The organism is Gordonia sp. OPL2, assembly GCF_003797825.1.
GTDB lineage: Bacteria > Actinomycetota > Actinomycetes > Mycobacteriales > Mycobacteriaceae > Gordonia.
The window spans coordinates 1-5,579 of record NZ_RKME01000057.1 but is presented as its reverse complement, the minus strand read 5'-3'; the positions used below and the strand labels follow the sequence as shown (position 1 = coordinate 5,579).

Here is a 5,579-nt window from a genome sequence, read left to right as displayed (position 1 = left end):
GGGTGGTGGGGTGGGCAACGGTCACGCAGCGCGCAGCGATGGGGCCGTGGGTAGGTGGGTCACTTGGCGCGCGGCGTTGCGGCCGTGGGCGGACGGTCACGCAGCGCGCAGCGATGCGGCCGTGGGCAGGCGGGTCACGCGGCCGGTGGTCGGCGACAGTGCTCGACGCACAGGCGCGCCGCGCCCGGTCCGTCGAACGCGTCGGCCGAGACGGCGCGTCCGGACACCGCGAGCAGCAGGTCGATCGCGCGGCCGCGCACCTCGGCGCCCGCGGCGTCGTCGCCGATCGTCTCGCCGGTCTCGGTGACCACGAGGCGCATCCCCCGGACGCGCTGCTTTCCGCCGCCCATCGAGACCGACGTCGCCACCTGGTGGCGCAGCGCCTCCACGACCGGCGCCGGCGGGTACCCACCGGTGATCCCGAGTGGTCGGCGGATGTCCTCACCGTGGACGAAGGCCTCCACCAGCCTCGTGGCGGGTGCCGCCGGTGGAGTCGAGGTCGCGGTGACCACGGCTCGCATCGCGTCGAGCGTGCCGGCCGGATCGGCATGCCTGTGTCTGCGGATGCCGAGCTCGTTGTCGGCGTCGAAATCGAATCGGGCGGAGATCATGCGGCGGACGAAGCCGATGCGGGTCGTCGTGGCCGAGTCGACGAGGTGTGCGAGCACATCGTGCACGTCCCACCCCGGGCACAGCGACGCGGTCGCCCAGGCGTCGGTGGGCAACCCGGACAGGTCGTCGACGAGACGGGCGCGTTCAGCATGCACGATCGGCCAGATCATGGTCCTGCTCGACGACATGTCAGATCTCCTCGGATGTCGGCAGCGCGCACGGGTTGGCGGCGCGGCGTCACGAGGGCAGACCTCGATGAACAGGGAATCTCATCGTCGGACATCTACGCTGACAGTTCCGGATGCGTGGCGGAAACCGCGCGAGGACCGACGTCGGTGAAGCGAGCCGAACAGAGGAGCTGCCGTGTCTGCGCGTCGCAAGGATGCATCACCACCGTCGACCGGCGCCACCGAGAAGGACGTGCTGGTCGGGTTTCTCGACTACCTGCGTGCGTCGGTCGCCGGAAAACTCGATGGCGTCGACGAGTCGGCGGCGCGGACTCCAGGCGTTCCGTCGGGGACCACCCTGCTGGGCCTGGTGCGACATCTGACCGCCGTCGAGGGGTTCTACTTCCTGCAGCAGAAGGTCGGCAGTTGGCCGGCGACGTTCCGGTGCACCGATCGCGACAGCGTGGCGTCGGTGGTCGCGTCCTACCGCGAGGTGATCGACCAGGCGGCGGTGATCATCGATGCCTACGACGACCTCTCGGCTGCCGCGCCCGCCCAACCGGGACGGTCGTCGGTTCCGTCGATGCGGTGGGTGCTGACCCACATGATCGAGGAGACGGGCCGTCACGCAGGCCACCTCGACATCCTCCGCGAACTGATCGACGGGCAGACCGGTCGGTGAGTGATCGACCTCGTTAGGTACGTCGCGTCGTCGCGGGATCGCAGTGGGAGCGGCCGGGGTGGCGGCGGGATCGTCGTGGGAACGGCCGGATTGTCGTGGGATCGACCGAATTGCGCGGGATCGCACTGGGAGCGGCCGGGGTTGCGCGGGGATCGCCGACGGGGTTGCGCGTCCGGGTTGTCGCCGGACGCGCCCGGCATCGTCACCTGCCGCCGCCGACCTCCTCACTCGTGACCCATTAGGGTCGCGGAGGAACGAATCGCACGAGAATGCAGCATGAGAGCGGACGCGCTGAAGCACGAGACGTCGCGCCGGATGCCGCGGAAGGGACCCCGATGACGACCGATGCGGCCAACTCTGCTCCTGAGGATCCCTATCTCTGGCTGGAGGATGTCACCGGCGACGATGCGCTCGAATGGGTGCGTGCGCACAACGAACCCACGGTCTCGGCTCTGACGTCGGGCAGTCGGTTCCCGGTCTTGGAGGCGGAGGCCCTCGAGGTCCTCGACACCGATGACCGAATCCCGTATGTGCGGCGTCGCGGCGACCATCTCTACAACTTCTGGCGCGACGCCGCCAACCCCAAGGGACTGTGGCGACGCACCACCCTGGAGTCGTATCTCACCGATGCGCCGGAGTGGGACGTGGTCATCGACGTGGATGCCCTCGCCGCGGCCGAGGATGAGAACTGGGTGTGGTCCGGGGCGACGGTGTTGCGGCCGGAGTACCGGCACGCGCTGGTGTCGCTGTCGCGCGGCGGAGCAGACGCGACCGTGGTGCGTGAGTTCGACCTGGAGACGCGCAGCTGGGTCGAGGACGGTTTCGTGCTGCCGGAGAACAAGTCGTCGATCGGGTGGATCGATCAGGACACCGTCTACGTCGGCACGGATTTCGGTGAGCAGCCCGACGGGACATCGTCGCTGACCACGTCCGGCTACCCGCGGATCACCAAGCGGTGGACGCGGGGAACGCCGCTGTCGGAGGCGGTGGAGGTCTACGCGGGTGAGGTCGACGACGTGTCGGCGGGCGCCGGTTACGACAACACCCCCGGCTACGAGCGCCACTTCGCGAGCCGCTCCACCGATTTCTTCAACGCTCTGCGGTATGAGCTCCGCGACGGTGAGCTCATCCACATCGACGTGCCGACCGATGCACACTCGGCGGTGCGCTGGGACTGGCTGTTCGTGATGCCGCGGTCGGAATGGGTGATCGGCGACCAGAGTTACGCCGCGGGCACGCTCATGGTGTTCGAGTACGAGGAGTTCCTCGCCGGCGGTCGCGTCGCGACGGTGTTGTTCGCGCCGGATGCACACACCAGTCTGAGCGACTACTCGTTCACCCGGTCGCACCTGATCCTGACCACGCTGCGCGATGTCCAGACCGAGGTGTCGACGTTGGTCATGGGCACCTGGGAGGAGATCGCGACGACCGGATTGCCGGAACTGGCAACCATATCGGTGCTCGACACCGACCCGGACGATTCCGATGAGGTCTTCTGGTCGGCGAGCTCGTTCACGACCCCGCCTAGCCTGCTGTACGGCGACTCCGGCGGTGCCGTCGAGGTGATCAAGCAGTCGCCTGCGTTCTTCGACGCCGATGACGTCGTCGCCGAACAACGATTCGCGACCTCCGACGACGGTACGGCCATCCCGTATTTCGTCGTCCGACGGTCGGATGTGCAGTCGGGACCGACACTGCTGTACGGCTATGGCGGATTCGAGAATTCGCTGACGCCGGGCTACATGGCGGTCGCCGGACGCGGTTGGGTGTCACGCGGGGGGATCTATGTGATCGCCAACATCCGCGGAGGCGGAGAGTACGGTCCCTCGTGGCACACACAGGCGCAGAAGTCCGGCCGGCATAAGGTGTACGAGGACTTCTCCAGCGTGGCCCGGGCCCTGGTGTCAGAGGGATTGACGACGCCCGAACAGCTTGGTGCGCAGGGCGGTTCGAACGGCGGATTGCTGATGGGTGTGATGCTGACCCGGTATCCGGAACTGTTCGGTGCCCTTGTCTGCCAAGTGCCGTTGATCGACATGCGGCGTTATCACCTGCTGCTCGCGGGCGCATCGTGGATGGCCGAGTACGGTGATCCCGACGATCCGGAGCAGTGGGCGTACATGGAGCCGTTCTCGCCCTATCAGAACGTTCAGCGCGACGTCGACTACCCGCATATCCTCGTGACCACGTCCACGCGTGACGACCGCGTGCACCCCGGTCACGCACGCAAACTCGTTGCGCGGCTGGAGGAGCTGGGCCACGAGGTGGCCTACTACGAGAACATCGAGGGTGGGCACGGCGGCGCGGCCGACAACAAGCAGGCGGCATTCAAGTCGGCGCTCGCCTACGAGTTCTTGTGGCGGACGCTCGCGCCGGAGTGACCCAGGCGCCCCAGCCGACGCGCGGTGGTCAGCGGGTTCCATGGCGGCGGTACATGCCGACGACGCGTGACGGGGTACCACGCCAGACCGATGAGCAGTGACGTCAGATGGCCGATCTCGGTGAAGTCGACGTCGACAAGCAGCGGCAGCGCGTACACGCCGAGGATGCCGGCGAGATAGATCCAGCGCCACGGATAGGCGATGTGATAGGTCAGGACACCCACGATCGCCGCCAGGAAGTAACTGACACCGACGTCGGTCGTGTTGATGAGCGTGGTACTCGCGGCGTCGTTGCGGATCGCCAGGCCGAGGAGGCCTTCACTGAGATACGTCGCGATGACGTGGGCACTCAGACCGACGATCACCCAACGTAGCGACCCTAGCCACCGCTCAGCCGGCCGATGAAACAGGCAGAACAGGATGAGGTAGGGCAACCAATACGCGCCGTCGATCCAGAAGAGACTGGTGACGAGGACATCGAGCGGATCGGTGCTCAGATGGTGAAGATTCGTCGAGCGTTCACCGAGAAGCCGATCGAGTTCGTGCGGGGTGAGTGTTCGTTGGACGACCGTCGTGACCAGCAGCACCGCCAGCCAGAGGAAGGTCAGCGGAGCGCTGCGCAGGTATCGCCACACTGCGACGAACCATCGACGCGGCGTGCGCGCTCGTGTGGCCTCGATCATCGGCGGCACCTCTCACCCTCGACCGACCGTGCCATCGTATGTCGGTTCGGCGCGGGCAACCGAGGTCGGACATCCGACGTGCGTCATCGGCCGTACTCAACCTTTGGCCACTGCACCGAGGTCGACATCGTCCCCGGCCGCGTCCCTGCCGCTGACCACCGGCCGTCACCATCCGGGTGAAGACGTTCGTGGCGAAACGTCGGGATCGCGGTTGATGAGGTCGCGAAGATGATCGCGCGATCACCGTGGATACGTCGTCAGCTCGTACCCGGTTCTCGGGTCGCGCCAGACGATGGTCCGGTCGGTACGCATCGTCGGAATCCACAGGCCGAAATGCTTCCGTTGATGATCGGGCAGGCAGAGCGGGATCAGGTTGTCCAGCACCGTCCAACCGCCCGCCAACGGATCGGCATGGTAGAACGGCACCAGATGATCGAGCTGGCACAGATGAGACGGCTTGGTGCACAGCGGATATCGACACGTTCTGTCCGAACACTCCACGTCGCCGCGCAGCCCCGCCGACGGCGCGTACGTCAGCGCACCCGGAGGTGGCTGGGCGAAACCTCCGTGCCCGGAGGGATCGACCGGCGGCGCCCCGCGGTCGGTGATGATCAGACCGGACGACGCCACCCGCGGTTGCCGCGGGCTGAGGACAGTCGCATGCTCGGCGAGTTCGGCGGCCTTGGCCGGGTCGATGGCACCATATCCGCGGAGCCGTGGCGGGCTTGCCCCGGTGGGATCGACGATGATCGTCAGCGGCGTGGGCTGAACCAGCTCGGAGCATTCGATGGCCGATGAGTTCGCGGCGACCGACTCTCCCGCAACGGCTTCAGCCTCGAGGCGGCCATCGACGGAGTCCTCGGACTGAGCGCGGGCAGGATCGCCGGCCGCCACACTGCGGCCGAGAGCGGCACCGTCAGCCGTACCGGCGCCAGCACCAGCATCGAGATCAGCAACGACACCCGCATCGGCGCCATCACCACCTCCGCCGCCGCCTTCCCTGCCGGCACCGGTATCGGCGGCAGTCGCCCTGGGCTCCCCCGCCCGCGAACCC

At 67.4% G+C, this 5,579-nt stretch carries 5 protein-coding genes; 2 read left to right on the top strand and 3 right to left on the bottom strand.

The genetic code is table 11. The annotated features are described in order from the left end of the window. Window positions 1-134 precede the first annotated feature (134 nt). Window positions 135-800: a maleylpyruvate isomerase family mycothiol-dependent enzyme gene (locus EEB19_RS26225; protein WP_187590270.1), complete on the bottom strand. Its 666-nt coding sequence runs from the start codon at window positions 798-800 to the stop codon at window positions 135-137. Between the two features lie 175 nt (window positions 801-975). Between EEB19_RS26225 and EEB19_RS26220 the strand changes: the two genes are divergently transcribed. After that, on the top strand, window positions 976-1,461 hold the full coding sequence (locus EEB19_RS26220; RefSeq protein WP_187590269.1) for a DinB family protein: 486 nt from the start codon (window positions 976-978) through the stop codon (window positions 1,459-1,461). Between the two features lie 269 nt (window positions 1,462-1,730). After that, a complete protein-coding gene (locus tag EEB19_RS26215) occupies window positions 1,731-3,842 on the top strand; it encodes a prolyl oligopeptidase family protein (RefSeq protein ID WP_187590268.1) in 2,112 nt (703 codons plus the stop codon). Here EEB19_RS26215 and EEB19_RS26210 read toward each other — a convergent pair. Together EEB19_RS26210 and EEB19_RS26205 are read right to left on the bottom strand one after the other, a co-directional pair. Continuing rightward, window positions 3,806-4,525 (bottom strand): rhomboid-like protein, encoded by a 720-nt coding sequence (locus EEB19_RS26210; protein ID WP_187590267.1) that lies wholly within the window; start codon window positions 4,523-4,525, stop codon window positions 3,806-3,808. The two genes, EEB19_RS26215 and EEB19_RS26210, sit on opposite strands and share 37 nt — an antisense overlap. Before the next feature lie 240 nt (window positions 4,526-4,765). Continuing rightward, a partial coding sequence (locus EEB19_RS26205; RefSeq protein WP_187590266.1) for an HNH endonuclease signature motif containing protein occupies window positions 4,766-5,579 on the bottom strand: 814 nt, incomplete at its 5' end.